This is a genomic window from Chitinophaga sp. 30R24, assembly GCF_049056765.1.
Taxonomy (GTDB): Bacteria; Bacteroidota; Bacteroidia; order Chitinophagales; family Chitinophagaceae; genus Chitinophaga.
Genome location: NZ_JBJGXX010000004.1, coordinates 216,559 through 243,454, shown reverse-complemented (window position 1 = coordinate 243,454; position 26,896 = coordinate 216,559). Strand labels below are relative to the sequence as shown.

Sequence of the window (26,896 nt, the reverse complement as noted above, 5' to 3'; positions counted from 1 at the left end):
TACAGGAATTCAGTCTTATCTCTTATCTTTAACCTGATATGAAAAAATGGACCCTTGTTCTAACTGTTGCGATGATTGCAACATGGCCAACATACGTACAGGCACAGGTAACCAGCTCCTTTCCAGACATCTGGAAGGATAAACCAGTGCCACATACCGGAATAACAACTGATCATCCTTTCTCCCTGCTGGATTTCAGGATATTGAGGGATTTTAATACCTCACCCCGGGATAAAGGGGAAAACTTCACGCAATACAAAACTGTCTACAAACATATACAGGTTAACACCCAGATGGGCGCCGACAGCCTGAGCCAGTTCATTATAGAAGTAGCAGCCAACGAAGTACTACGGGGGCTCCGTATCCGGTTACTACATCCCAACGGGCAGCTTATTGGGCTTAATCAGCAGGTAAGGATGATGATGCAGCCAGACCACCGCAAACAATTGGTCATAAATGACCTAAAGCTGGAACCCGGCTCGGAACTGGAATATGAACTAAGCGTAAAAACAAGCGGCAGTTTTGCAGGCAACGATTATTTGCAGTCTGCCACACCTACCAACCAGGCGGCCTTTACACTGATAGCACCTGAAATAATGACCTTCCGGTTTAAAACCAGTGCCGGGCTGCCATCTGTTACCGATAGCATAGCCAATGGCAATCATTATTACCAGATGATGGTATCCAATATACCAGCCCTACCTACCAACGAACTTTATTTTTACCAACCGCAGCTGCAACGGATAGATTTTGCCCTGCAACAGGTAGCAGAACGGAAAGATACTGTCCGTATAAATTGGCAGCAATTTGGAGAAGACAGCTATATTCCGCTGGTAGCGGTATCTAAGGCCGAATACAAACAGTTGGAAAAAGAAATACACAAATGGCCTTTCCTCCAACAACGGCTACCGGTACCCACTCTTATCTACCTGGTAGAACAATATATAAAAACGAATATTGCCATAATACCTGCTAGCGGAGATGGAGAAACGATGGATATCATTTCTATCCTCCACAACAAACGGGCAGAAAAAGCAGGCCTTACCCGCCTGATGAACGCAGTGTACTATATACTGAATATTCCTACACAGGTATTGTTCACTTCTTCCCGCGACCAACTGCCGCTCGACAGCCAACTGGTAAATGGCGACCTGCCCACCAATGTGTTGCTGTACTTCCCTGCTTTACAGCAAGCGCTGTCGCCAACGGAAATGAATACACGATTTCCTTGTTACCCGGCTCTGTGGGCAGGCATCCCAGCCCTGCGGTGCCGCGATACCCTCATCGGACAGGAAAGTAAAGTATTCACAGATTTCATTCAAACACCAGTGGTTTCCTATACCTTCAGCAATGTAGCCCTGGAAGCCACGCTGGCCGATATCACCAATCCTGTATGGGAAGTAAAGCAAACCTTCAGCGGCTATCCGGCCGCCAATGTTAAAACGGCTTTTACTAACGACGACGGCACTACGGAAAGCAAGTTTAAGATATATAATGCTATACTGCCCTTTGAGTCTGGCGAAAGAAAACCTACAGCTATTGCCCCTGAAAATGAAACCTTTACCAACCGCCCGCTGGATAAACCGGTGCAGGTAAACAGTACCCTGCTCACTTCTTCCGTAATAGAAAACAACGGTAACCAATATATTATCCACATTGGCCATCTACTGGGCGGCACCATTTCCGCCGCCGTAAAAGTGCCGGAAAACGCGGCCCTGCCGGTACAAATCGTTTTTCCTTATTACCAGGAAAAACGGATTAGCATTACCCTGCCTGCAGGATATAAAGTGACGAATAAATCACTTTTCTCAGCAAACATCAGCGATAAAGGCGCTCAACCGGCATTAGGCTATAAAATGCGGTGCGAACAGGAAGGGAACCAGTTACATATTTTTGTGGTAGAATGGTACCGGCAAACCAATTTCTATGGTGCGCAGAAAATGCTGTTTCAACAAATGATGGACCTGATACAGAAGATTCAATCACAAAACCTGGTATTGGAAAAATAGAAAGTGCCTTTATACGCCGTCTACATCGGGGATGATAACCACTGAGCGGAATTTCTTCTCGGTTCTCAGCTGTATAATATAGTCTTGTAACAGTTGCTTGATATGTGCAATCAACCGGGCTTCCCGGGGAAGCTTAATTAACATTTCCTGCAGGTAATTGTTGCGCACCCTGGCAATGAGGGGTACAGCTGGTCCCACCAGTTGCGCGCCGATATGGGGCTGCAGCCAACTGGCCAGTATCTGCGCCGCTTGTTCAGCTACCTGCTGATGCTTATGGCGGATCGTCAGTTTCAATAACCGGAAAAAGGGAGGGTATCCAAATACCTGCCGCTCGGCAATTTCGGTGTCGTACATGGCTTTATAGTCGTGCGCTATTACATAATGCAACACCGGGTGCCGGGTGTTGCTGGCCTGTATCAATACTTTACCCATGCCGTGTTTACGGCCGGCACGTCCGCTCACCTGTTCCATAAGCTGGAAGGCCCTTTCATTGACCCGGAAATCCGGGAACCCCAACAGGTTATCCGCGCTGAGAATGCCAACCAGGTTCACATTTTCGAAATCCAGCCCTTTCACCACCATCTGTGTACCTACCAATATATCCACACTCCTGTCTTCCAGCAACTGGATCAGTTTATTATGACTATCCTTATTCCGTACAGTATCTACATCCATACGGGCAATACGGGCTTCGGGGAAAGCCGTCTGCAAGTCGTCTTCTATCTTTTCTGTACCAAAGCTCTTGGGCTCCAACGTTTGTGAGCCGCAGGCTGCACAGGTGTGCACATAAGGATAACGGGTACCGCAATAATGGCAATGTAGTTTATCCTGGTTACGATGATAGGTAAGAGACACATCACATTGCCGGCAATGTGGAATCCATCCGCAGGTTGTGCACAATAGGAAAGGGGCATACCCCCGGCGGTTCTGAAAAAGGATGACTTGTTTCCCTTCCGCCAATGTTTGGGTGATAGCCGTTTTCAGGGCAGAAGAAAAATGGCCATCCATGGTTTTTTCTGCCGTTTCTTTCTTGACATCTACTATTTCAATAGCAGGCATCTCAATACCGCCGAAACGTTCTTTAATAGTTACCAACCCATATTTCCCTTGCTGTGCGTTAAAATAGGATTCCAGCGAAGGCGTGGCAGAACCCAATAGCACTTTAGCCTTGAACAGACCCGCATAGTAAATAGCGGCATCCCTGGCATGGTAGCGGGGAGCAGGATCTTGTTGTTTATAGGATGTATCGTGTTCTTCATCCAGGATGATAAGGCCCAGGTTACGGAAAGGCAACAACAAACTGGAACGCGCCCCTAATATGATCTGTATTTCGCCGCTCTTTACCTTGTTCCATATTTCCACCCGCTCATTGTTATTAAAACGGGAATGATAAATACCGATGCTGCTACCGAAATGCTTCTGCAAACGGCGTATTACCTGTGTCGTTAGTCCTATTTCCGGCAGGAGGTATAGCACCTGCTTTCCGCTGGCCAGGCATTCTTCCATCATTTTCACATATACCTGGGTTTTACCGCTGGAGGTAACGCCATGCAGCAGAGTTACCTGCTTCTCCTTAAAATGTGTGCGTATATCAGCTAATGCGGTTGCCTGCGCAGGGCTTAACTCGAAATCGATCTGGGTATCTACTTTTCCTGTAGGGATACGGTCTACCGTGCGCTTTTCTACCCAGAGGATATTTTTATCTACCAACCCTTTTAATTGTGAGGTGGTAGCGCCTGATTTTTTGAGCAATTCGGTTTGTAACACACTGCCTTTTGTTTTCAACAAATGCAGGTAAGCCAACAACAGCTCCATTTGTTTGGGCGCGCGGCCCATATCATTGAAAAGCGCTGCCAGTTGTTCATCCGATTGGTAGTCGGCATGCAATTGCACATAGCTTTCTTTTTTCTCTTTGTATGCTTCCTTCAGCTCTTCATATACCAGCAGTACTTTCTTCTCGATCAGTTGTTTGATCACGGAGTATACGGCAGATTTATCAAGAATCATCTGCACCTCTTCAATGCGCAGTTCCTTGCGGATGTGCAGGGCTTCCGCTATCAGGTATTCGTCGTCGTCTAAAGCGGTGAAATCCTCGCCGTAAGCATCATTGAACAGCAGCAACGTTTCACTGGAAAGCTTAAGGTGAGCGGGCAGGGCAGCATTTAATACCTCTCCTTCCGTACACATGTAGTAAGCAGCGATCCACGACCAGAAGGATAACTGGGTAGGATATACGATTGGAGTGGTATCCAGGATATCCAGCAAGGGCTTGGTTTTATACAAGGGTGCTTGCTCATGGATAGCTTTTACAATTCCTGCATATTTTTTCTGTTTCCCCAGCTGTACGGCCACACGGCTGCCTACCTGCAAAGTGGCTTCCATATTTTCAGGAACCGCGTAAGTATAATTCTTAGGTAACGCCAACGGCAATATTACATCTGCGAATTTCATCCTATTGGCTGCAGGGTTGGATATTGATGATATTTACGTAATTCGGTGTCCATAATATCGTACACCTGTTGTTTAAGCGTATTAATATCGTTGAGGGTTAGCCCTGTAACCGGCACAGACGGCAGAAATACTACGCGGCATTTACCCGGTGAGATGTGCATAGGGCCTTTATGGGGCAAACGTTCCCCTGCATCCAGATACAACACTGGTTTAATAGGGATCTGCATTTCTATGGCCATACGGAAAGCGCCGTTATGGAAAGGCCGCAGCGGCTGATCGCTCTCGTTGGTGGTTCCTTCAGGAAACACCAGGATGGAAATACCATACTTCAGGGCTGCCATCATTTCCCTCACGCTTCTGGCCCTGGCAGCAGCATTGGAACGGTCTACCGGCACTACGGAGTTTTTGTAGATAAATCCGAAAAACGGTATCCTGGACATTTCTACTTTGCCCAAAGGACGAAAAGGCAAGCGCATTACTTTTACGGCAATAGCTGCATCCAGATAAGAACGATGGTTCACTACATATATACAGGGCTCATTATCACGTTCGCATAAATACTTGCGTGATACCCACATGCCTACCAACGGGAACCACGTATGCGCCCAAAAGCGCAAAAAATAAAATATAATATTCCCCCCCTTTTGCCGGCCCAATAAAGACGCCAGGAAGATAGGAGGTAATATTAAAAACATGATACCCAGAAAAGTAGCAGCGGCGTATATCACATAAATAACACGCAACGGTTTCAATAAAAATTTCATAGACGCCTCTGTAAAAGGTTTTAATCAGGCGGAAAACTACAACAAATTACTAACTACAGCAAGGAAAGCAGGCGGGGATTTTAATGCGGTAGCGCAAAAATGCCATAAAGGTAAACAGCTACAATCAGGCTGAACAAGGTAACAAGGCTGCTATTTACCGGGCTGTGTCTTGATATAGTACGGCGCAGCGTTCCTATTCACAATTACAGCTCCAGTCCTTATCAAGGTCTATGCAGGTAATTACCCTGGCATGCTCTCCATCGCAGGGGGCAAATACGATCCGCAGGTGCTGGCCTTCATTGGAATAGCCCTCCAGGGCATAAGTAGGGCAAGGATAATCGGATGGGTTGGATTTTTCCGGATTAATCTTTCCTTCTAACAAAATTTCCTCCACTTCTACCCTGGTCACCTGACGGCAATCCATACGACAAATGGCATGTTTTGTATACTCGAGTTGGGCATGCCGGTTAATTACTTCATCACTGATCACCGTATTGCTAACGGGGCTTACTGCCACAACCGGGCGGCCTGTAGGAGTGGAAGGAGCGGCACCTTTCCACCATCTTTGTTGCCAGCCAGCCAATAGTAATATGGCTAAAAGAAGAACGGGTAGATATTTTTGCATGGAATTCATCATAGAACGCCGCACAAAATAGGGAAAATTCCTTACCTAACTAAAAAGTTCCTACCTTTGCCTCCCTTTATGGAACAGGTAAAAACAGTAGCATTTCATACACTCGGCTGTAAGCTGAATTTTTCAGAAACCTCTACATTAAGCAGGTTGCTGGAACAGGATGGTTTTGTAAAAACGGATTTTGAGGATACCGCAGACGTATATGTCATCAATACCTGTTCGGTAACAGACAATGCCGATAAGGAATGCCGTATGCTGGTACGCCGCATACAGCGCCGGGCTCCCGGCAGCATGGTGGTGATCACCGGCTGCTATGCCCAGCTGAAACCTGAAGAAATTGCCGCTATTGAAGGAGTGGATCTGGTATTAGGCGCCGCAGAGAAGTTCAATATCACCGAACATCTCAAAACCCTCACCAAAGGCAACAGCGCTAAAATCTGCTCCTGCGATATTGAAGAAGTAAATAGTTTCCATGCTTCCTATTCGCTGAACGACCGGACCCGCACTTTCCTGAAAGTACAAGACGGCTGCGACTATAACTGCGCTTTCTGCACCATTCCGATGGCCAGGGGTAAAAGCCGCAGCGATAGCGTGGCTAACGTGGTAGCCCATGCACATCAGCTGGCGGCTACCGGTGTAAAAGAAATTGTGCTCACCGGCGTTAACCTCGGCGATTTCGGCAAAGGCTTCGAAGGCGGTAAAAAAAGAGAAGAAACCTTTTTTGAGCTGGCACAGGAGCTGGATAAAGTAGAGGGCATTTCCCGCTACCGTATCTCTTCTATAGAACCCAACCTGCTCACCAACGAGATCATTGAATTTGTGGCCGGCAGCCGCAAGTTTATGCCTCATTTCCATATCCCTTTACAAAGTGGCAGTAACGACATCCTGGGCCTGATGCGCAGACGTTACCGCCGGGAACTTTACGCCGAAAAAGTAGCGCTGATCAAGCAATTCATGCCACATTGCGCTATCGGGGTAGACGTTATTGTTGGATTCCCTTCCGAAAGCGATGCGCACTTCCGGGAAACCTACGATTTCCTCAACGAACTCAACATATCCTATTTACACGTATTTACCTATTCTGAGCGCGCCAATACGGCAGCACTGGATATCAAACCGGTGGTACCGGTGCATGTGCGTAACGAACGTAATAAAATGTTACGTAACCTCAGCCATAAAAAACAACAGTTCTTCTATAGCCAACACCTGAACGAAACGAGGAAAGTACTGTTTGAGTCGCTGAACCGGGAAGGCATGATGGAAGGATATACCGACAACTACATTAAAGTGATCACTCCTTTCCGCCAGGAATGGCATAACCAGATCATAGATTGGGATCTCCGCTAAAATAAAACAGCATTAGCCAGCGCCAATAATTTCCAGGAAAGCAGCGCGGCTGATAAAGCCGGCACCCAGGGAGGCCAGATGTTCGGTATGTACCTGGCAATCAATCACAGTAAGTTCCTGTGCATATTGCTGTACAAACGTAATAAATGCAACTTTAGAGGCATTACTAACTTCCGAAAACATAGATTCGCCGAAGAAGCAAGCACCCAGTTTTACGCCGTATAAACCTCCTACCAGGCGGTCGTTTTGCCAGCATTCTACAGACAGGGCATAACCTGCATGGTATAGCCGCAGATAGGCCTCCTGCATCTCGGAAGTAATCCAGGTGCCTGTTTGCCCCATTCTGTGGACATTACTGCAACAGGCCACCACACCAGCAAAATCTTCATTGAAGGAAATACGGAACTGCTTTTTGCGTAATATCTGTTTCATACTGGCAGATACTTTCAGCTGGTCCGGAAATAAAACAAACCGGGGATCGGGGCTCCACCACAAAATAGGGGATTCGTTGTCGTACCAGGGAAAGATACCGGAGCGGTATGCCAGCACTAACCTTTCCACAGACAAGTCTCCCCCTACCGCCAACAGACCGTCTGGCTCAGAAAGCTCAACGGGAGGAAATACCAGGTGTTTATTCAATTGGAAAACAGACATACGGGATCAGGTACCAGCCAATTCTTCAATAGTAGCGCTCAAACCTCTTTCCTGCAACGCTTCACGCAGCGGGCGTAATTTGATATATTCTCCCTGCTTCACGGCATATTTACCGTTAAAGTGGATAATGAGGGCGCATTGCTCAGCCTGTTCATGTGTGTGGCCGCATACTTCCATCAGGGAAGCAATCACCCAGTCAAATGTATTTACCTCGTCATTCCAGACTACCAGACTGAACGGAAATTGCTCATCTTCTGCCACCAATACATCTTCTTCTTCTTCTGGTAATCCTTTTGTACTTGTATGATCGCTCATCTTTAATAAAAGCTTTGAACAAAATTACATGGATTATTCGTTAATTTATTCACATTTAAAAGGGAAATGCGGATATGGGATCTGCAGATAAAATGGTTGTATACTTATGAAAGGACTTGTTTTATTGATGGATACGAGCTTACCACTAAAAGATCCGGTGCCGATCTTTTCCCTGGTATTGTTTATTATACTGCTGGCGCCTATTATCCTGCGTAAATTCAGGATACCCAGTATTATTGGGCTAATCATTGCCGGTATGCTGATCGGCGACAACGGCTTTAAGATCATTGAAAAGGGCAGCATCGACCTATTTGCCAAAGCGGGGCTGCTGTACATCATGTTTCTGGCGGGACTGGAACTGGATATGGCTGAATTCAGGAAAAATCGCTACCGCAGTATGGTTTTCGGGGCGTTTACCTTTTTTGTTCCGTTGAGCATAGGCTTTGCGGTATGTACCTACGTGCTGCATTTCAATTTCATGGCCACCTTACTGGTATCCAGCATGTTTGCCACCCATACGCTGGTAGCTTATCCCCTGGCCAGCCGGTTGGGCATCACCAAAAATGAAGCCGTTACGGTAGCGGTAGGCGGCACTATTATCACAGACACGGCGGTATTGCTGATACTCGCCATCATTACCGGTGCCCAGGCCGGCAACCTTAATACTTATTTCTGGCTGCGTTTAAGCATTTCCCTGGTTATTTTTGCCGTTATTATCCTTTGGCTGATGCCAATGCTTGGCAGATGGTTTTTCAAGAAAATAAAAGACGATAAAACCTCACACTTCATATTTGTACTGGCACTGGTATTTGCTGCTGCGTTCCTGGCAGAATTGGCAGGCGTAGAGGGCATTATCGGCGCCTTCCTCGCCGGACTGGCACTGAACCAACTGATACCGCATACTTCCCCGCTGATGAACCGGATCGAATTTGTAGGCAATGCCTTATTCATCCCATTTTTCCTCATCAGCGTGGGCATGCTGGTAGACCTCCGGGTATTGCTCAAAGGCCCTGATGCACTGATTATTGCCGGCGTTCTCACCCTGATGGCCCTCGGCAGCAAATGGCTGGCTGCTTTCTTCACACAGCTCTCTTTCAAATACAGCCCTACACAGCGCAATGTTATTTTTGGCCTCAGCAGTGCACATGCTGCTGCTACTATCGCTGTAATATTGATCGGGTACAATATGGGTATTGTAGATGAACACGTCCTGAACGGCACCATCATCCTGATCCTGATCACCTGCCTCACAGGCTCTTTTGTAACCGAAAGCGCCGGCCGCCGGCTGGCCATCCAAGAAACGGAAAACAAACACGAAATGCCGGATCAGCCAGAGCGTTTCTTAGTACCAGTAGCCAATCCCGACAAGCTTGAAGCGCTGCTGGATTTTGCCGTAATGATCAAAGACACCAATGCCTCTACCCCTATTTATCTACTGGCGGTGGTACAGGATAATGAAGAAACCAAAGAAAAGATCCAATTCACCAATAAAATGCTGGAAAAAGCGGTGATCCATGCCGCTGCTACAGAAAGCGAAGTACAGGTAGTAACCCGTATAGACCTGAATGAATCAGATGGAATTACCCGTGCTGCCAAAGAGCTGCTGATCAGCGACCTCGTGTTAGGCTGGACGGATAAACCCCGTACTCCCAACCGCTGGCTGGAAAATATCTTCGGTACTACTCTTGATAATGTACTGCAACGTGTATGGGAAACCGTATATGTGTGTAATTTTCGTTTCCCACTCAATACCACTAAAAAAATGGTGCTGGTAATACCTCCTAATGCAGAATATGAACTGGGCTTTTTGCACTACCTGCAAAAGATGTTTATGCTGGCCAAACAAGCCGGTACCCGGCTACTCATTTTCTGTAGCCATAAAACACAGGTCATTACGGAAGCTTTTGCCCAAAAAATGAAAATGAGTGTAACCCTCAGCTTCCGTCAATTTGATACCATAGAAGATTTCCTGATCCTTTCCAGGGAAATTACGCGCGACGATCTGTTAGTAGTGGTAACGGCCCGCAAAAGCACGCTTTCCTATCACGCCTATATGGATAGCGTTCCTGCCAAATTGGAACGCCATTTTAAAGAGAATAACGTGATCTTGCTATACCCTGAACAAAGGGAATTTAATTCCCTGGAAGCGGGCTTGCAGCCGGAAGATCTCACGCTGGCGACTATACAGGAACAGATAGCCAATCTCACCAAACTGGGCAAAGCTGTAAAACGAATATTCAAAAAATAAACACCGGGTTGTCCACAAAAAAGAAGGGGCCACTATCGCAAATATGCTGGTAGCAGGCCTCTCCCGCATAAAGCATTTTCTTTCACCTTGCAGCAATAAAAAAGGCCTTGCATAACTGCAAGGCCTTTTTGCTGGATGTGTAGTGGGAGCTACTGGATTCGAACCAGTGACCCTCTGCTTGTAAGGCAGATGCTCTGAACCAGCTGAGCTAAGCTCCCCTATAAGGATCTTTAACGAATTTGTAAAACTATCAATGTGGGAGCTACTGGATTCGAACCAGTGACCCTCTGCTTGTAAGGCAGATGCTCTGAACCAGCTGAGCTAAGCTCCCCTATTAAAGATCTTTATAAGAATTTCAAACTACTAAGTGGGAGCTACTGGATTCGAACCAGTGACCCTCTGCTTGTAAGGCAGATGCTCTGAACCAGCTGAGCTAAGCTCCCTTTTTTGTGTATTACCTATCGTCCCTTTCGTTCGATTGGATCGCAAAGGTATAAACTATTTTTATTCTACCAAATATTTTTTAAAAAAAGAGAGAAAATAATCTCTCCGATCAATAACTACATCTACTAAAACCCTTTACTACAAAGGATTACAGACAAAATAAAAATAAGATCGAATTTTATATCCAACGAAGATCTTTTTTCACGTTACATATGCAAAGTATCCTTAATGTGCAAAATACAGGTAGATTTATCTATAAAAACTATTCCATTAACCAGCCATCAAAGCACCATTCATAATCATCATCACACTTTCTTCTTCGCTTTCTTTACAAATCCCCCTTCAAAAAAACATTTAATTCCCCGGTAAGCGCCACAGCCGCCAATTTCGCGGATATTAACCCTTCCTGCAGAAAATTGGAAAGAAATACCGCAGGAAGTTTCTTTGTCTTTATACTCTCCTTTGTTACCGGCAATAAAATGCCCCTTGCCACTTAATTCCCCTTTACAGTTACCATTGTCTTTTGAGAAAGTAATAAAAAATTGAAATGTTTTAGCATCTTCCCCATCCCGGATAGATACAATGCTCATATCTCCGGAAGTATAATCTCCCGAAAATTTATTCTTACGGGGTAATGTATCAATGGGGTTAAATATCTGTCCTACGTTCGTAGGTCCGTTAGAGTTAGTCATGATCAAGTTTACTGACCCATCGGCGTTTACGCCATAGAAATCCTCTTTTAATGCGGTACGGTTGCCTGGTAATTTTTTCTCATTACTGATCTTGATCACATTTTTAGCATCCAGCAGCAAGGAGGTAACAGCACTGTCGTCGCCTTCTGTAGTAGCGGCACGCAAGCGGCTCAGGTATTTTCCTTTTTTATTCATGAAACACAAATAACCTACAGCACCGGTTCTGCCTACTGCTTTTACCACTATATAATTTACTGCGTTGCCGGTAATCCGCTGCAGGGGGAAATATTTTACATTTTCATTTCTGCCAAAGTCTCCTTTAGAAAGGGTATCGGTTAAAAAGCGCATAGCAGCCGTATCCAACCGGAGAGAATCCGGCAGTTTCAATTGCAGGGTATCCGCCGTCAACTTATAGGGAAGTGTACCTGGTGTAAACAATGCCTGGAAATCTGCAATGGTCATTTGCTCACCACTGCCTTCTCCTGCTTTCTTTTTCGTTTTACAGGCAGCCAATACACCAATGGCCAGGAATAATAAAAGGAAACGCTTCATTTAAAAGTTAATTCTGGACGAAAAGTTAGATATAATTTTTATATGTGTGCGTTAAAAAACAAAAAACATACCGGATAAGCAAAAGTTCGGATTTATTATTTAGATTTGTCTAAATAATTATTTAGATAGCATGAATTTATCTGTAGCGGAAGAGAATTACATTAAGTCTATTTACAAGCTGCAGGAAGGGGAAGAGGTAGTTACTACCAATGCATTGGCTTATGAGCTGGACACTAAGCCCGCTTCTGTAACCGACATGGCAAAGAAACTAAAGGAGAAGCAGTTAATTGACTACGAAAAATACAAAGGGCTCACCCTTTCTGCAGAAGGTAGAAAAGCCGCCCTGCAAATTGTTCGCCGCCACCGGCTGTGGGAATGTTTTTTGGTAGAAAAGCTGAGGTTCAGCTGGGAAGAGGTACACGAGCTAGCAGAAGAGCTGGAACATGTACGCAGTGAAAAACTCACCAACCGCCTGAGTGAATATCTGGGCAATCCATTGTTTGATCCACACGGAGACCCTATCCCCGATGCTCATGGTAAACTCACCAAGCCGCGTCCGCAAACATCGCTGGACCGGGCCAATGCTAAAAGGCTGATCGTTACCGCCGTAACCGATCAATCTACCGCCTTACTGGCCTACCTCAACGCTAAAAACATTAAACTAGGCACGCAACTGGAAATCGTTGCCCATTACGAATACGACAATTCTATAGAAATAAAAACCAAACAGCACCCTGCCATTACCATCAGTGAACAGGTGGCAAAAAATATTATGGTAAGACCTACCTGATACAACAGGGAATTTCTAATTTATTATGAGCTTCGAACATTCAACCGCATCATTAAGTGAAGTACATCAGAGCGTAGAAACGAACGGAAAAACCAAGTGGAAAAAAATATTCGCTTTTCTGGGGCCTGCTTACCTGGTAAGCGTAGGCTATATGGACCCAGGCAACTGGGCCACCGACCTGGCCGGAGGCAGCCAATACGGCTATAAACTGCTCTGGGTGCTGCTCATGAGTAACCTGATGGCCTTGTTACTGCAAAGCCTCAGCGCCCGGCTCGGCATTGTACGTGGCCGAGATCTGGCCCAGGCTAACCGCGAAAGTTATCCTCCTGCTATCAACTTCATCCTATATGTACTGGCGGAAATCGCCATCGCCGCCACCGACCTGGCAGAAGTGCTGGGCATGGCCATCGGTATACAATTGCTTACCGGTCTTCCGCTGATATGGGGCGTTAGCCTTACGGTACTCGACACCCTGCTGCTGCTGGTATTACAACGTTATGGCATCCGGAAAATGGAAGGATTTATCGTAGGCCTGGTAGCTATTATCGGCGCATCTTTCCTGATAGAGCTCATACTGGTAAAACCACATATCGGGGAAGTGGCCAAAGGCTTTATTCCTACCATCCCCGACAATAACGCACTGTACATCGCCATCGGTATTATCGGCGCTACCGTTATGCCACACAACTTGTACTTACACTCTGCCTTGGTACAAACCAGGAAAATCAAAAAAGACGAAGCAGGTATCCGGCAGGCAATTAAACTGAATTTCCTGGATAGCACCATTGCTCTAAACCTGGCCTTTCTGGTAAATGCCGCTATTCTGATACTCGCTGCGGCAGCATTCTTCACAACCGGGCGCACCAATGTAGCAGAAATACAGGATGCCCACAGACTGCTGGATGAGCTCCTGGGCAGCAAACTGGCACCAATACTGTTTGCCGTTGCCCTTATTGCAGCCGGACAAAGCTCTACCGTTACCGGTACACTCGCCGGACAGATCGTTATGGAAGGCTACCTCCACCTGCGTATCAACCCCTGGTTAAGAAGACTTATTACCCGGCTGCTGGCCATTATTCCAGCCCTGCTTACCATCCTCATCGCCGGCGACCAGGAAGTGGGCTCCCTGCTGGTATTTAGTCAGGTACTGCTTAGCCTGCAATTAGGATTTGCCATCATTCCCCTGATACATTTTGTAAGCGATAAAAAAGCAATGGGCATTTTCGCCATCTCACCGCTCACCAAAATTGTAAGCTGGGCCGTCGCCATTTTATTGGTATACCTTAACTTGCGGATGGTGTTTACATCCGCCATAGGGTATATGAACGGCTCCGGAAATATTTTCATTGATGGCCTTATCGTAGCCGGCTGCATCGGCTTTGTGGTGCTGCTGCTGATCACGATCATCTATCCCCTGCGTAGCCGCTACCGCCATGATGCTACTGCTGGTATCCACACAGCGCAAGTGTCGCTCGGCGAAATGGAAAAGCCCATCTACCTGCGCATTGCCATGGCCCTGGATTATACCAGCAAAGACAGAGACATCTTTTCTAATGCCATCGCACACGGAAACGAACATACGCAATACATCCTTATCCATATTGTAGAGAGTGCGTCGGCCAAATATTCCGGTAACGACTCCGACGATCTGGAAACCAGGAAAGACCAGGAACAACTGGATACCTATATTGCCCTGCTGAAAAGCCGCAACATCAATGCGAAAGGGGTATTAGGCTTTCGCAGACGTGCCCTCGAAATTGCCCGCATTGTGCAGGAGGAAAACGCCGACTTCCTGGTACTCGGCGGACATGGGCACCGTGGTTTTAAAGATTGGCTATATGGCGAAACGGCCAACCAGGTAAGGCACCGGGTAAAAGTACCGGTGCTGGTGGTACAATAACCAGCGGCCGCCCAATAACTGCTTTTACATACAATAACCCTGCTTATGCACTCCATCTTTCAACCCGGCCATACCATGCAATTCAGTCGCGTGGTAAGGCCGGAAGACTGCGCTACCTTCGATAACGGCAACGTACACCCGGTATATGCCACCTTTGCGCTGGCACGGGATGCAGAATGGTGCTGCCGGTTATTTATTTTGGCAATGAAAGAAGAAACAGAGGAAGGTATCGGCACCCGGCTTACGATAGAACACATTTCACCCGCACGGATAGGTTCCCGGGTAGATTTTACGGCTACCATTACCCATATTCATCATCACGAAATCACCTGCCACTATGAAGCTGCTTGCGCCCACCGTGTAATTGCCGTAGGTGTACAGGTACAAAAGATATTAAAGAAAGAAAAACTGGAGCGGTTGTTTGCAGGGATACAATAGGGGTTTACAAACCGGATGAACTTTATTACTTTACAGCCCCAGCGCTGCTTTTAATTTCGGATAACCGGTTTTACTCACCAATATCCGGGCGCCACTGCGCAGGATCGCCAGGTGGTTTTCCTTCTCATAAGGCTCTATGCGGGTTACCTGGTTTATGTTGAGTATATAAGAACGGTGCACACGGGTAAATTGCTGCGGATCGAGCATTTTCTCGAAAAACGACATCGTTTTATTTTTCAGGAAACTGCCTTCTTGGGTAACAATTTTCACATAATCATCTGCTGCTTCCAGGTAGTGTATGTCCTGCACCGGAATAATTTTGATTTTACCATTGATCTTAATCACTACCCGGTTGCTCTGAACCGGATTACTGGCGGCAGTTTCCAGTAAGGCATTTGTATTGGCAGCAGGCGTATGGTAATGCTCCAACCACTTCTGTACTGCTTTATCGAAACGCTCGCCGGAAAAAGGTTTTAGCAGATAGTCCACCGCATTTACCTCAAATGCCCTGATAGCATGCTCTTCAAAGGCAGTGGTAAAAATAACCGCAGGCATATTTTCTACCAGTTCCAACATTTCAAAACCAGTGATCTTAGGCATTTGCACATCCAGGAAAATAATATCCGGCTGATATTGCTGGATAGCTTTCAGTCCCTCAAATCCATCACCGCATTCCTGTACCACTTGTATCTGCGGATAGCCCAGCAAATATTCTTTCACTACAGACCTGGCTAATGGTTCATCATCAATTATTACTGCTTTTATCATGGACTTGTGGTATTTTGATCAGGGTAGTAAAAATATTTTCATGGGAAGACGTTTCCAACAGGTCTTGCCGTGCAAACAACAGGTACAATCGCCGCCGGATAGAATTCAGTCCAAACCCGGTTCCTTTATTGGGCTGCTGTAGTTCGCGATCGAAAGGGTTTTGAACGGAAATATGTAACATACCATCAGCTACCCATGATTTCATTGTAATCGTGATATCGCCAACTGTATCGTATAGGCCAAATTTAATGGCGTTTTCCACAACAGGCTGTAAAAGCATCGGGGGCATCAGCATCGCTGCTGCCGCTTCGTTTGATATAATGTTGGTGGATAAACGATGACCAAAACGTACTTTCTCTATATCCAGATAGAGTTGCAGATATTTCAGCTCTTCTGCCAGTGAAATCCGCTGCTCATCTTCCCTTTTGAGGGAGCCCCTTAAAAAATCGGAGAGTTTTAACACCATTTCCCGGGCTTCTTTCGGACGCAGCATAATCAGCGCATTGATAGAATTAAGGCTGTTAAATAAAAAGTGTGGCTGCAACTGCTGACGGAGTTTAAACAGTTCGGCCTCCCGGACTATTTTTTCAGTGGCTTCTTTTCTTTGTCTGGACTCCTGTTGTTCTGCTGCATCATACCATATCTGGCTACGGTAGCCGATTCCAGCTATCATCATCCAGGCTACAAATACATGAATAGGAATAGCATGATTTAACCACCTGAGATAATCCCCTTCATATGGGAAAGTGCCAACCAGTATCCATCTGCTTACACACACCCACATTATCGACAAGGCACAACTTATCACGCCTACATATCCAAACTTCATCTTATCATCTGTTGGGCGGTAATAGGCCACATTACGGGTGATAATGATACCGGCAGCACCCAGCAATATTATGTGTACAGCACTATCTACAATAGACTCCAACGGAGGAAGGTCAAACCAATACCAGAGTAATCCGCCATACAACAGCATCCATAAAAAAAAGGAAGTAAGGTAGGTTTGCCAGGCATTATCGGTAATTATTTTCTTTGGCAAGCGTTTATATTTATCTGTTAAACGTTGAGCTCAAAATACTGCTGCCCCTGTAGTTGTGCAGACTTCATCTGTAACCAGGCGATATAAGAGTTGGGATCCCCGGGCTCTTCAATGCGGGAATACAGTTCCATACCATCTGTTAACTGATCCAGGGTATATACTTCCGGTACATTGATAAATTTCCATTGTACCAGTTCCTGCTGTTGGTTTTTAAATGCATACTGTTCCTGCATGCCTATTTCGCGGGCTCTATTACAGGCATCCTTCCTGTTCACAGCGCTGATTAATCTTAACTGCTCATCGAATTGCGGGGTGTGATTACCTTCACCGCAAATGATCTGATATACAACTTTAGCAACAAACCAATGCATAAAAAAAATTTAAGAAGTTGGAGAAAGAAAATAGAGAGATGATGGCTACTGGTTAGGCATAGCTTTTAATTTCTACCCCACCCAGAATACAGGACCCTTTCAATATAAGCAGCTTTTCTGTTGCTGTTGTTGTTAACAACTCCATGTACCGCTTATCTTCCACCCCGCCGAGAATGCAGGTAACATCCACTTGCACTTTCCAGTTGGACGGCACTATAATTTCACAGCCTCCCATAATAGCACTAACATCCAACACCGCTGTTTTTTGAATATCGGCTTTCATAAAGTTCAGCACAGTACCGCCAAATATAGCCGTTACCTCACCGCCTTTGAAATTTTTAGACATCACTACTTTATTCACACTGCCGAAAATGGCAGTAGCATTAATGCTATCTTCCGCATCGGAAGATTCTATATCGGCCAGGAATTCATTTTTTTTATAGTCGTTCCATCCCTCTCCTGCATAATTCTTTTTTAAAATGATCATTAACCCAACTATGATCATCACGACCGGCCATATAAAGCGTGAAGTATCATAAGACCATCGGAAAACGTCTGCTACCAGAAAAATGCTTCCTATCAGTACTGGTATCATCCAGCCTCCGGCTTTAAAGTTGTTCCTAGCCCCCAGCGCTACACCAATACCTATAGGCAGCATCTGCCAGGAATACATCCAGTGCGGAATATCAAGGTCCAACCGTTGTAATAAAAGGAATACACCTATTATAATCAGGATAGTGCCACCCGTTCTCTGCCCCTTCTTTTTTCTTTTTGAGATGTCTATATCCTCGTTTTTCATTTGTTTTAATATTTGTGATACAAATGTAGCAAGGCAGCATAGCTTTTAAAACAGCGTTTAGGCCAAAAAAGAGGGGTTACCGGTAAACAGCAGGAAATGACCGGCGAAAAAGCGACCGGCGGCTAGCCCCTAATAATTAGTAACGGTAAAACAGGACTGGGAAGCGTTTTTACCAAAATAAACGAGCCTGGCTTCCAGCTCTGGCAGGAAAGCTATTTCATATTTCCAGGGTTATCAGGGCTTCGTCGCCAGCCAATTTTACCAATATGCCCTTGAGCTGTTGTACCATAGGATCGGGACCACAGAGGTAGAACTGCTGGTTGAAATCGGTGATTTTTTCTTTCAGATACCCTTCATCAATTGTATGGTGGTCGTAGCCATACACTTCCTGGGCAGTAAGCGTGTTAATAAAACGTTTACCCAGCATAGTGGTAAATTCATCTTTCAGAATAATATCTCCCAGAGTTTTATTAGAGCAGATCAACTGGTTCTTGCCTAGCTGCCCGGTGTGTTGCAATTCACGGAAAATGGCAATAAACGGGGTTACGCCGGCGCCGCCGGCAATAAAGGTACCTTCCCCTTTGTATCGAATGGTTCCCCACACATCATGCAATACCAACTCATCGCCGGCTTTCAGCTGCCCCAGTTCATGGGTTACGCTATGGCGGTCATCGTAAACTTTGATAGTAAACTCCAGCTCATGCCAGGAATTCAGCCCGGTGAAGGTAAAGGGGCGCCTTTCTTCTTCCCATCCTGGCTTATTAACGGAAACTTCTGTTGCCTGTCCGGGTACAAAACTGTATCCTGCAGGCTTTTCCACAGTAAATTGCCGCACATTGTGCGTAATGGGGGTTACGGCCAGAATTTTTACGATATGGCTTTCCATTGGTTTAGGTTTTCTTCCTATGAATGTAGGGTAATTTTTCACTCCCTGCAAAAGCCATTTCACCGTCCGTTATCCCCTCCTGGGAAGAGCATTTTTTCCGTTAAAGCAAGATGATATTAGCGGCGCCATGCTTAACTAACCTTACTTCAGCGCCTGTGCTAACAGTGGCGCCAGGGCCAGGGCCCAACGGTGATAATCTTTACCGGAAGGATGTAAGCCATCTGGAGCTACCAACTCCGGATCTTGAGGTGCCTCCCTGGTAAAATGGGTGATATACAGGTAAGGTACCTGCATATCGCCGGCAATAGCTTTATTAGCCGCATTATAAACATCTATTTCACGGGAGATCTGCTGTTGGTCGCGATCGGCAGCAAAGGGCGTAACGCCCCAGTCGGGGATAGAAAGCACCACTACGTGCCCAGGCCGGTTGCCGGCAAAAGCGATGGCTTTTTTCAGCAGGGCAGCGAACTCCTCACGGTATTCCGTTACGGAGCGGCCTCTGTATTGGTTATTAACGCCTATGAGCAAGGTAACGATATCATAAGTTTGGCCGATATGAGCAGCCGCAATGCCTGCTTCCAGTTCGTCTGTTGTCCATCCGGTGGTAGCAATAATTCTGGGATCTGCCATTGTATAGCCTTCCTGCCGGAGCAAAGCAACGGTTTGTACTGGAAAACGTTCGTGGTCTGGCACCTGTTCACCAATGGTATAACTATCGCCCAGGGCGAGGTATGTAATAGGCATCATGCTGCTGTCTGAGATTTTGTTGCTGCAAAAAAATGAAGAGCAAAATAACATTAATCCTAACATAAGCAAAAAGTTATATACAGGCGGATGATTCATAATAAACACAAGAACATCGCCGGCCATTAAGCTGAAAAGCGTTACCTTTGCACCCGATTACAACAATTACGTAACGCATAAAGAAACCGTTTTATGCCGGCAGAAAAAATTACGATGAACAATGGCCTGTTACAGGTCCCTGCACAACCCATCATCCCATTTATAGAAGGCGACGGAATAGGTCCGGATATCTGGAAAGCGAGTGTTCGTGTATTCGACGCAGCTGTAGAGAAAGCCTATGGTGGTGATCGGAAAATTGAATGGAAAGAAGTATTGGCAGGCGAGAAAGCCTTCCAACAAACAGGAGAATGGCTGCCTAAGGAAACGCTGGACGCACTAAAGGAATACCTGGTGTCTATTAAAGGCCCCCTTTCTACTCCGGTAGGTGGCGGTATCCGTTCCCTGAATGTGGCAATGCGCCAGGAACTGGACCTCTACGCTTGTGTAAGGCCTGTACGTTGGTTCAACAAAGTTCCCTCTCCAGTGAAACATCCGGAGAAAGTTGACATGGTCATTTTCCGTGAGAACACGGAAGATATCTATGCCGGCATAGAATACATGACAGGTACGCCAGAAGCGAAAAAACTGCTTGATTTCCTCCAAAATGAAATGGGCGTTAACAAGATCCGCTTCCCGGAAACCTCCTCCCTGGGTATTAAACCAGTATCTATTGAAGGTACAGAAAGACTGGTACGTGCGGCCGTTCTCTATGCACTGGAACACAAACGTCCTTCTGTTACCCTCGTTCACAAGGGTAATATCATGAAATTCACCGAAGGCGGTTTCAAAAACTGGGGCTATGCCCTGGCAGAAAAAGAATTTGGGGATAAAGTATACACCTGGGAACATTGGGAAAAAACCAAGAAAGACCTGGGCGAAGAAGAAGCCAATAAAGAACTGAAAGTTGCCCAGGCTCAAGGTAAACTGCTGATCAAAGATGTGATTGCAGATAACTTCCTCCAACAGATCCTGCTGGCACCGCAAGATTACGATGTAGTGGCTACGCTGAACCTGAACGGCGATTATATCTCAGACGCCTTAGCGGCTGCAGTAGGTGGTATTGGTATTGCCCCTGGCGCCAATATCAACTATCAAACCGGTTACGCAGTATTTGAAGCCACCCATGGCACTGCCCCCCGCTTTGCCAACACCAATACCATGAACCCTTCCTCTGTGATCCTGAGCGGCGTAATGATGCTGGAATATATGGGCTGGAAAGAAGCCGCCAATATTATTGTACATGGCCTCAGCACGGCTATCATGCGCAAACGCGTTACCATCGACTTCTACAACCTGATGGACGATGCCACCCTGGTTAAAACCAGCGAATTTGCAGACGAAGTGATTAAGCAAATGTCTATGTAATTTTTTTTGATGGGGGGTGAAAAAGTAAACCCGGAAATCAATAATTACAATAAATTTAGCGAAGATTGAAGTGTACATGACTACTTTCAATCTTCGCTTTTTTTAGCAAAAAACATCAGCACAATCAAACAAATCACACTGATCACATTAAATAATCATTTAATCACATTGTTTTTATCGTAGCTATTCGTATTTTTCGGGATTATCCCGCAAGGGACTTGCTTGAATAATTGTTGTGAATAGCTTTTAATCAATTTTTTTAAAAAACCCGAAATGGCAGAAAAAATTAAAGTTGCTAATCCGGTAGTAGAACTGGACGGTGATGAGATGACACGTATCATCTGGACATTCATCAAAAACAAACTGATACTTCCATACCTGGATGTTGATATTAAATACTATGATCTGGGCATGGAGCATCGCGACGCTACCAACGACCAGGTAACTATCGATGCAGCAAATGCGATCAGAGAGGTTGGCGTTGGTATCAAGTGTGCTACCATTACACCAGATGAAGCACGTGTAAAAGAATTCAACCTGAAACAGATGTGGAAATCACCTAACGGCACTATCCGTAATATCCTGGATGGTACCGTATTCCGTGAACCCATCGTGATGAAGAATGTACCCCGCCTGGTACCTAACTGGACAGCGCCTATCTGCATCGGCCGCCATGCTTTTGGCGACCAATACCGCGCTACCGATTTCGTTACAAAAGGAAAGGGTAAACTCACCATCAAATTTGAAGGTGAAAACGGCGAAGTAATCGAACACGAAGTATACAACTTCCAAGGCGATGGCGTAGCCCTGGCTATGTACAACACCGACGAATCCATCAAAGGCTTTGCACGCGCCTGTTTCAACCAGGCATTGATGAAAAAATGGCCGCTGTACCTGAGCACCAAAAACACCATCCTGAAAAAATATGATGGCCGTTTCAAAGATATCTTCGAAGATATTTACCAAAATGAATTCAAAGCTGAATTCGATAAAAATGGCTTAACCTACGAACATCGCCTGATCGATGACATGGTGGCCAGCGCCCTGAAATGGCATGGTAACTTCGTTTGGGCTTGTAAAAACTACGATGGCGATGTACAATCTGATACCGTAGCACAAGGTTTTGGCTCTCTTGGCCTGATGACTTCTACCCTCATTACCCCTGATGGTAAAACAATGGAAGCAGAAGCAGCACACGGTACCGTAACCCGCCACTACCGCGACCACCAAGCTGGTAAACCAACTTCCACCAACCCAATCGCTTCTATCTTCGCATGGACCCGCGGTTTGGAATTCCGTGGTAAACTGGACAATAACCAGGCACTCATCAACTTCTGTCAGGCACTGGAACAGGTTTGTATCGAAACCGTTGAAAGTGGTAAAATGACAAAAGACCTGGCTGTTTGTATCCACGGTAATAAAGTAGAACATGGTACCCACTACCTGTATACAGAAGAATTCCTGGATGCACTGGATACTGCACTGAAAGCAAAACTCGCTCAGTAATATTTATCTGGTAAGTATATAAATATAAAGGGGCGTCTCAAAAATAATTGAGACGCCCCTTTATATTTATAGTGTGTCCCGTCCCAGATTAATTAAAAAAGAAGATTAAAATGAAACCGCTCCAAGTTATATGTCTGATTTTCTGCTTTCAACTTTTGTTTTTTCATTCGAAAGCCCAAACCCGCAATACCTGTGACTGCAGCCTTATCATGAATCCATTCTTTAAAGGGAAAATAGGGTTATACGATAAAACAGGTAATCTTATAAGGTATCTAAAACACAATATCAAGGATGAGGATTTTATAGTTTTCGAGGTCACGGAAGATAGCGACAGCTTGTTTAATGTGTCTGTTATATATTCCATTGCCGGCACTACATTCAAAGGATGGATAAAAAAATCCAATGTTATAGGTACGTACCTAGCATCCTATACTGGAAACATTGCCATTTATGATGAACCGAATAAAAAGTCCCAAAAAAGTATAATCTCCGATTGGACCAACGAACTAGTGGTTGTTTCTGCATGCAAATCCAAGTGGGTAAAAATTTCGCTTTTACAAAAGGGAAAGAAATATCTCGGATGGCTCCCTCCGGAATCACAGTGTGCTGATCCCTACACCACCTGCAACTAAGAGGGATGACATTCTTGTTGATACGATTAATCGATCTTCATTTTTTTCCTCAACACCTGGTCTTCTCCATAAATATCATCATAAAAAACCAGGTTGCCATTTTGCCCTTCTGCGGTAAAATAACGCAGGTAAATAGGTACGTGTTTAGGCAAGTCGACCTGTCTTTTTTCTTCCCTGGCTAACCATGCCCGGATACTATCGCTCCGGTGCCCTATAGAATCGGCCCGCACCAGAAACGCTGCCAGGCTATCCCATTGCTGTACCCGCACACAACCATGGCTCATCGCACGCATGGAATTTTTAAATAACCCGCGGTTATTGGTATCATGCAAATACACACTGTACTTATTCCTGAAATTGAATTTCATAATACCCAGTGAATTATCCAAACCATCCATTTGCCGCAATACATAGGGAAAATACCCTTTGCTGAGTTTAGCCCAATCTATCGTGTGCGGATCTACGGTATTACCATTTTTATCGATCACTTCCAGGTTCTTTTGCGCCAGGTAACCAACATTCTTTTTAATCGCCGGCAACATTTCCTTGAATACAATACTGTAAGGCACCCGCCAGTAAGGGTACATCATAAAATTGGTCATATAGGAATTCAATAACGGCGTACGGGTATGTGGGGCGCCCACAATTACGCGGGATTCCATCTTTACATCTCCGCTGTCTACTACCCGCAACACATATCCTGGCAAGTTTACCATGATATACTGTTCCGGCAATGTATCAGGCAATTTACGCCACCGGTCGAGGTTTACAGCCGCCTGCATTACCCAATCGTGCATAGAGCGGTTCAAGGCCATCACTGTTCTTTTACCGGCTACGCCATCAGGATAAATATTAAACTCTTTCTGGAAAGCTTTTACACCAGTTTTCAGCAAGGAAGTGTCGATAATTTTGCCAACAGTATCCAGATGACCGCTTTGCACCAACCGGTTAACTACCAGCTGCCGGAACGCTACTGTATCTGTATAATTAAGCGGTAACGAATCCCAATGGTAGCTGGCATAATGCCCTTTAAAAGATTGTATGCCCGCCTTCAAAGCCACATAACCCGAATGCACAGGTTCCTGCTCATGCAGTAAGCCTATCACATTTTGCGTTTCCAGGGCTTGCTGTAATTGCTGGAACAATTGTTCATCTGTAAACAACGAATCTCTTTTCAAAGTAATGCTATCGCGTGGGGCTACACCAAAACGCAAATCCGATGACATCCGCATAAAAGCATCGGTCATCAGCACGTCTACTTTTGCCCACAAGGCCGCATCTTGCTTAGCATTAACGTCATGAGCAATCTGGTAAAGTGCCGCTGTAAGTGCAGCGCCATGGTATTGGGAGGAAACAAGCCCCACATCGTCGGCATGCTGGATCATGTACAGCATAGAGTCTACCGAAGCACTAGCTATACCATTCTTCGACCAATGTCCTGTAGGTTGTCCACTTCCGTAAAAAGATTGAATAGCACTTGGCCTGAAAGCAGGTAAGCTATCTTCCAGCTCTCCTTCATTGTCTTTTAACGCCGATAACCTTTCCTGAATACTTTCTGAAATAACTTCATCCAGTTGTTTAATGTTGGCTACAATCTGTTTTTGTTTTGGGGCGGTATGCTTCTTTTTATTGACACAGGCTAACAATAAGCATATTCCTGATCCGCATAACAAACTAATAATAAAAAACTTATTTTTCATCTGCAGTAAATCGCTTAGGTAAAGATAAGAAAAAAACAACCGCTAACGATTGGCCTTTCCGCTTTCACCATCAATTAATATAGTAGAGATTACACTATTAGCAGCTGGCATCGCGCAATGGCGGTTTATTTGCAGCAATCCTTTTTCATGAATAAGGACTGGATCACTTTTAATATACCTGTTAATATTTTTTTCATGTTCATTTCTTTTTGAAAAAAGAGGCTACGATGTGCAGCAGCCTCTTTTTAAACTAAAACTAAAACAACTATCTTTTATTCCGGCAGTGGTATATTATAACTTATCTATAGGTATACGCACAGGTACCTTCAATTGTTTAAACTTACTGGGAGTAAGGCCGGTCACCTTTTTGAACTGGGCTGAGAGATGCGCTACGCTGCTGTACCCAAGCTTATAACTGATCTCACTCAAACTCAATTCGTTGTATACCAGCAGCTCTTTTACCCGTTCTATTTTTTGCAGGATGATATATTGCTCGATGGTGGTGCCTTCTGCTTCAGAAAAAAGATTACTCAAATAATGATAATCCTTTTGCAACTTCCCTGCCAACAACGTCGAGAAATTTTCTTTCATTTCATCCAGATCGGAATGATGTACTGCCTGCACAATGATACTCTTTATTCCGGCAACCAGTTGCTGTTTTTTATCATCAATAAGTAAAAATCCTTCCTGTTGCAAGGCCGTCGACAGCGCCTGCAACTGCTGCGGGGTAACGGTGCCGGCTAGGGTTACTTTACCCAGCTGGATATCCTTGATCTCTAGCCGTTGCGCAGCTACCGTAGCGGTAACCACCTTCACACAGCGCGGACAAACCATATTTTTTATAAACAGATCTGTGGTTGCCATCGACTATCTTTTTTTGATATTAAAAATATTATGCTCCACCCTGATTATAAATGTATTAAAAGTGTTCCGGTCCATATCACCTGTCAGCTGAGTACGATAAGATAAATCCAACCTGGTGGTACTATTGAAGATCAACTGCACAGCAGGCGCAATGTCCAGGTAAGTGCCCTTTCCTATCGCATCTGTATTGGTTTTACCCAACAGCTCCACGTATAGGTTCAAGTTGGTTTGCTGAAAACTCCGGTACTTAACGGGCAATAGCAAATATCCTGCAGACAGGCTATAATTTACGGCATTTCTGGAGAAATCGTCCGGAATATTATTACTCACATTATTCATATAACGGATATATCCCAGCGTAGCCGATAATGCTAGTTTATGCAGTAACTGTGTAGCCACAATGCCACCATTTACGCCAGAGGTAACACCTTCCAGGTCTAGTTCCTTATTGTTATAAGGCCGTTTTACGGGGGCGCCTTCAGGCATTACGGGGTAATATGGATTATCTATCACAGATCCTTTTACATAGGCAGCCATCCGGAAATGCGCATGCTGTTGATCGAGCGATAAAAAACGGTATTTAGCGTATACGCTGCCCCCTTCTGCCCTTACAGAGGGCTGCATCATATCAGAAGCATATCCGGTAAGGTGTAGCATCAACCTTTTGTTAACACCCCACATGATTTCAGGTTCAAACCGCATTCCATTATCGCCGGAATGCTGCATGTTAAAAAACTTATTGGTAAGTCTGATACCCAGTGAATTGGCCGGCATATTGCTGGCAGGCTCTGTATTCACATATAATTCCTGTGCAATTGCGCTGGTAGCCATGGTGAGGAAGATCACCATCATTGTTATTATACTCTTCATGTGCTTTCACGC

24 protein-coding genes and 3 tRNA genes are annotated in these 26,896 nt (G+C 45.3%); 9 read left to right on the top strand and 18 right to left on the bottom strand.

Annotated elements, in window-relative coordinates; translation table 11 throughout:
• Window positions 1-38: 38 nt before the first annotated feature.
• Window positions 39-2,009 (top strand): DUF3857 domain-containing protein, encoded by a 1,971-nt coding sequence (locus ACDQ55_RS13025; RefSeq protein WP_420981833.1) that lies wholly within the window; start codon window positions 39-41, stop codon window positions 2,007-2,009.
• Window positions 2,010-2,018: 9 nt separating this feature from the next.
• Here ACDQ55_RS13025 and priA read toward each other — a convergent pair whose 3' ends face one another.
• The 3 genes from priA to ACDQ55_RS13010 all read right to left on the bottom strand — a co-directional run bounded on the left by priA (window position 2,019) and on the right by ACDQ55_RS13010 (window position 5,849).
• Window positions 2,019-4,460, bottom strand: a complete 2,442-nt coding sequence (gene priA, locus ACDQ55_RS13020) for a replication restart helicase PriA (RefSeq protein ID WP_420981832.1) — start codon at window positions 4,458-4,460, stop codon at window positions 2,019-2,021.
• Window positions 4,457-5,224 carry a lysophospholipid acyltransferase family protein gene (locus ACDQ55_RS13015; protein WP_420981831.1) on the bottom strand — a complete coding sequence of 256 codons (768 nt, stop codon included), beginning with the start codon at window positions 5,222-5,224 and terminating at the stop codon, window positions 4,457-4,459. The genes priA and ACDQ55_RS13015 overlap by 4 nt, the downstream gene beginning before the upstream one ends.
• Before the next feature lie 193 nt (window positions 5,225-5,417).
• Window positions 5,418-5,849, bottom strand: a complete 432-nt coding sequence (locus tag ACDQ55_RS13010) for a DUF4258 domain-containing protein (RefSeq protein ID WP_420981830.1) — start codon at window positions 5,847-5,849, stop codon at window positions 5,418-5,420.
• Window positions 5,850-5,915: 66 nt separating this feature from the next.
• Here ACDQ55_RS13010 and mtaB point away from each other — a divergent pair, with 66 nt between their 5' ends.
• Window positions 5,916-7,205 carry a tRNA (N(6)-L-threonylcarbamoyladenosine(37)-C(2))-methylthiotransferase MtaB gene (gene mtaB, locus ACDQ55_RS13005; protein WP_420981829.1) on the top strand — a complete coding sequence of 430 codons (1,290 nt, stop codon included), beginning with the start codon at window positions 5,916-5,918 and terminating at the stop codon, window positions 7,203-7,205.
• 12 nt (window positions 7,206-7,217) lie between these two features.
• Here mtaB and aat read toward each other — a convergent pair whose 3' ends face one another.
• A complete protein-coding gene (gene aat, locus ACDQ55_RS13000; protein ID WP_420981828.1) occupies window positions 7,218-7,859 on the bottom strand; it encodes a leucyl/phenylalanyl-tRNA--protein transferase in 642 nt (213 codons plus the stop codon).
• Between the two features lie 6 nt (window positions 7,860-7,865).
• Window positions 7,866-8,174: an ATP-dependent Clp protease adaptor ClpS gene (locus ACDQ55_RS12995; protein WP_420981827.1), complete on the bottom strand. Its 309-nt coding sequence runs from the start codon at window positions 8,172-8,174 to the stop codon at window positions 7,866-7,868.
• Between the two features lie 106 nt (window positions 8,175-8,280).
• Between ACDQ55_RS12995 and ACDQ55_RS12990 the strand changes: the two genes are divergently transcribed.
• A complete protein-coding gene (locus ACDQ55_RS12990) occupies window positions 8,281-10,422 on the top strand; it encodes a cation:proton antiporter (RefSeq protein ID WP_420981826.1) in 2,142 nt (713 codons plus the stop codon).
• Window positions 10,423-10,565: 143 nt separating this feature from the next.
• Here the strand turns inward: ACDQ55_RS12990 and ACDQ55_RS12985 are convergent.
• From ACDQ55_RS12985 to ACDQ55_RS12970, 4 genes are all read right to left on the bottom strand, one after another.
• Window positions 10,566-10,640, bottom strand: a tRNA-Val gene (locus ACDQ55_RS12985).
• Between the two features lie 38 nt (window positions 10,641-10,678).
• Window positions 10,679-10,753 (bottom strand) — tRNA-Val (locus ACDQ55_RS12980).
• A 37-nt stretch (window positions 10,754-10,790) separates the two neighbouring features.
• A tRNA-Val gene (locus tag ACDQ55_RS12975) sits at window positions 10,791-10,865 on the bottom strand.
• A 306-nt stretch (window positions 10,866-11,171) separates the two neighbouring features.
• The gene (locus tag ACDQ55_RS12970) at window positions 11,172-12,110 is read right to left on the bottom strand and encodes a hypothetical protein (protein WP_420981825.1); all 939 of its coding nucleotides are present in this window, start codon (window positions 12,108-12,110) and stop codon (window positions 11,172-11,174) included.
• A 130-nt stretch (window positions 12,111-12,240) separates the two neighbouring features.
• Here ACDQ55_RS12970 and ACDQ55_RS12965 point away from each other — a divergent pair, with 130 nt between their 5' ends.
• Genes ACDQ55_RS12965 through ACDQ55_RS12955 form a run of 3 tightly spaced genes read left to right on the top strand, consistent with a single transcriptional unit; the run spans window position 12,241 to window position 15,238 of the window.
• A complete protein-coding gene (locus tag ACDQ55_RS12965; protein WP_420981824.1) occupies window positions 12,241-12,900 on the top strand; it encodes a metal-dependent transcriptional regulator in 660 nt (219 codons plus the stop codon).
• Window positions 12,901-12,925: 25 nt separating this feature from the next.
• The gene (locus ACDQ55_RS12960) at window positions 12,926-14,800 is read left to right on the top strand and encodes an Nramp family divalent metal transporter (protein ID WP_420981823.1); all 1,875 of its coding nucleotides are present in this window, start codon (window positions 12,926-12,928) and stop codon (window positions 14,798-14,800) included.
• Between the two features lie 45 nt (window positions 14,801-14,845).
• Window positions 14,846-15,238 carry a thioesterase family protein gene (locus tag ACDQ55_RS12955; protein WP_420981822.1) on the top strand — a complete coding sequence of 131 codons (393 nt, stop codon included), beginning with the start codon at window positions 14,846-14,848 and terminating at the stop codon, window positions 15,236-15,238.
• A 30-nt stretch (window positions 15,239-15,268) separates the two neighbouring features.
• Here ACDQ55_RS12955 and ACDQ55_RS12950 read toward each other — a convergent pair whose 3' ends face one another.
• The 6 genes from ACDQ55_RS12950 to ACDQ55_RS12925 form a co-directional block, all read right to left on the bottom strand.
• Window positions 15,269-16,006: a LytR/AlgR family response regulator transcription factor gene (locus ACDQ55_RS12950; RefSeq protein ID WP_420981821.1), complete on the bottom strand. Its 738-nt coding sequence runs from the start codon at window positions 16,004-16,006 to the stop codon at window positions 15,269-15,271.
• Window positions 15,984-17,048 (bottom strand): sensor histidine kinase, encoded by a 1,065-nt coding sequence (locus ACDQ55_RS12945; protein WP_420981820.1) that lies wholly within the window; start codon window positions 17,046-17,048, stop codon window positions 15,984-15,986. Before ACDQ55_RS12945 ends, ACDQ55_RS12950 begins: the two co-directional genes overlap by 23 nt.
• A gap of 17 nt (window positions 17,049-17,065) precedes the next feature.
• Complete coding sequence (locus ACDQ55_RS12940) at window positions 17,066-17,419, bottom strand: DUF4288 domain-containing protein (RefSeq protein ID WP_420981819.1); 354 nt, start codon at window positions 17,417-17,419, stop codon at window positions 17,066-17,068.
• A gap of 52 nt (window positions 17,420-17,471) precedes the next feature.
• On the bottom strand, window positions 17,472-18,218 hold the full coding sequence (locus tag ACDQ55_RS12935) for a LiaF transmembrane domain-containing protein (protein ID WP_420981818.1): 747 nt from the start codon (window positions 18,216-18,218) through the stop codon (window positions 17,472-17,474).
• 217 nt (window positions 18,219-18,435) lie between these two features.
• Window positions 18,436-19,104, bottom strand: a complete 669-nt coding sequence (locus ACDQ55_RS12930) for a flavodoxin reductase (protein WP_420981817.1) — start codon at window positions 19,102-19,104, stop codon at window positions 18,436-18,438.
• Between the two features lie 141 nt (window positions 19,105-19,245).
• A complete protein-coding gene (locus ACDQ55_RS12925; protein ID WP_420981816.1) occupies window positions 19,246-19,851 on the bottom strand; it encodes an SGNH/GDSL hydrolase family protein in 606 nt (201 codons plus the stop codon).
• 189 nt (window positions 19,852-20,040) lie between these two features.
• Between ACDQ55_RS12925 and icd the strand changes: the two genes are divergently transcribed.
• From icd to ACDQ55_RS12910, 3 genes are all read left to right on the top strand, one after another.
• Complete coding sequence (gene icd / locus ACDQ55_RS12920; protein WP_420981815.1) at window positions 20,041-21,312, top strand: NADP-dependent isocitrate dehydrogenase; 1,272 nt, start codon at window positions 20,041-20,043, stop codon at window positions 21,310-21,312.
• Between the two features lie 273 nt (window positions 21,313-21,585).
• Window positions 21,586-22,818: an NADP-dependent isocitrate dehydrogenase gene (locus tag ACDQ55_RS12915; protein WP_420981814.1), complete on the top strand. Its 1,233-nt coding sequence runs from the start codon at window positions 21,586-21,588 to the stop codon at window positions 22,816-22,818.
• Between the two features lie 209 nt (window positions 22,819-23,027).
• Window positions 23,028-23,450 carry a hypothetical protein gene (locus ACDQ55_RS12910; RefSeq protein WP_420981813.1) on the top strand — a complete coding sequence of 141 codons (423 nt, stop codon included), beginning with the start codon at window positions 23,028-23,030 and terminating at the stop codon, window positions 23,448-23,450.
• A 26-nt stretch (window positions 23,451-23,476) separates the two neighbouring features.
• Here the strand turns inward: ACDQ55_RS12910 and ACDQ55_RS12905 are convergent, their stop codons facing one another.
• The 3 genes from ACDQ55_RS12905 to ACDQ55_RS12895 form a co-directional block, all read right to left on the bottom strand.
• The gene (locus ACDQ55_RS12905) at window positions 23,477-25,150 is read right to left on the bottom strand and encodes a L,D-transpeptidase family protein (RefSeq protein WP_420981812.1); all 1,674 of its coding nucleotides are present in this window, start codon (window positions 25,148-25,150) and stop codon (window positions 23,477-23,479) included.
• Between the two features lie 291 nt (window positions 25,151-25,441).
• A complete protein-coding gene (locus ACDQ55_RS12900) occupies window positions 25,442-26,014 on the bottom strand; it encodes a helix-turn-helix domain-containing protein (protein WP_420981811.1) in 573 nt (190 codons plus the stop codon).
• Window positions 26,015-26,017: 3 nt separating this feature from the next.
• The gene (locus ACDQ55_RS12895) at window positions 26,018-26,884 is read right to left on the bottom strand and encodes a hypothetical protein (RefSeq protein WP_420981810.1); all 867 of its coding nucleotides are present in this window, start codon (window positions 26,882-26,884) and stop codon (window positions 26,018-26,020) included.
• Between the last annotated feature and the right edge of the window lie 12 nt (window positions 26,885-26,896).